This window comes from Mesorhizobium sp. M4B.F.Ca.ET.089.01.1.1 (assembly GCF_004022605.1).
Taxonomy (GTDB): domain Bacteria; phylum Pseudomonadota; class Alphaproteobacteria; order Rhizobiales; family Rhizobiaceae; genus Mesorhizobium; species Mesorhizobium abyssinicae.
Genome location: NZ_RZOS01001011.1, coordinates 1 through 846 on the forward strand (window position 1 = coordinate 1; position 846 = coordinate 846).

At 58.9% G+C, this 846-nt stretch carries 1 protein-coding gene and 1 tRNA gene; both read right to left on the reverse strand.

Annotation, left to right across the window (positions count from 1 at the left end; translation table 11 throughout):
- Positions 1–184 (reverse strand): porin (locus EN780_RS35680; RefSeq protein WP_189379694.1); only part of this gene is annotated, 184 nt, incomplete at its 3' end.
- A gap of 244 nt (positions 185–428) precedes the next feature.
- A tRNA-Ser gene (locus EN780_RS35685) sits at positions 429–519 on the reverse strand.
- Positions 520–846 lie beyond the last annotated feature (327 nt).

Genomic DNA, 846 nt, shown 5'->3' on the forward strand with positions numbered 1-846 from the left:
AGCCGCCGATGCGCAGGCAGGTTTCGGTGCCGGGGATGTAGAAGTAGCCCGAGCCGTACACGTCGCAGATCTTGACGTATTCAGCCGGTTCCGGCTCGGCGACGACAACGGCGTCGGCGGCGCGCGCACCGGAAACTGCGATCAGGGCCGCAGCTGAGCCGAGAAGAAGGCTCTTGATGTTCATTTTCTGACCTCCAGTCAGAATCGAACGAACTGGCGGAACCGGGCGCAAGAATTGCGAAGTTAACACATTGATATTGCTATGCTTTCAAAGAAGTTTACGAGATTCTGTATCAGCCACAGGAGGTCGACTCCGCTGTCGTCGTAGTCATGACAGGCGAAGGTGAATCGCAACGGGAGTCGTCGATTCTGCTTTTATGAGGGATTCTCGGAGCTGGTCCTGCGCAGCCGCATGGCGCGAAACAGGATGGCGGAGAGGATGGGATTCGAACCCACGAGAAGCTTTTGACCTCTACTCCCTTAGCAGGGGAGCGCCTTCGACCACTCGGCCACCTCTCCGTTGCGCCGCTGGATAAAGAAAAGCTTCGGCACAATCAACAAGCCGGCGTCATTATCGCGGAAAAATCGGTTCCTGGCAGTGATGCCGCCTCGCCATGCGGCGATTCTGCGGCGATTCCCTGGCTGGCGACTCGGGCACGCGCGCCGCAATTCGGTCTGCCCAGCGCCGGATTGGGGCCGTTCGCAAGGGGTGCGAGCGCCTCGATAGTTAATGAGAGCTTTCTGAGTGAGGCCAAATCGTGTCATTTGTGCAACAACGCTCGGGGATAGCGTCCGGACAGCCCGTCCGCCGATACGATCGTGGTTGAACCCCGCCGTCTCATGGGT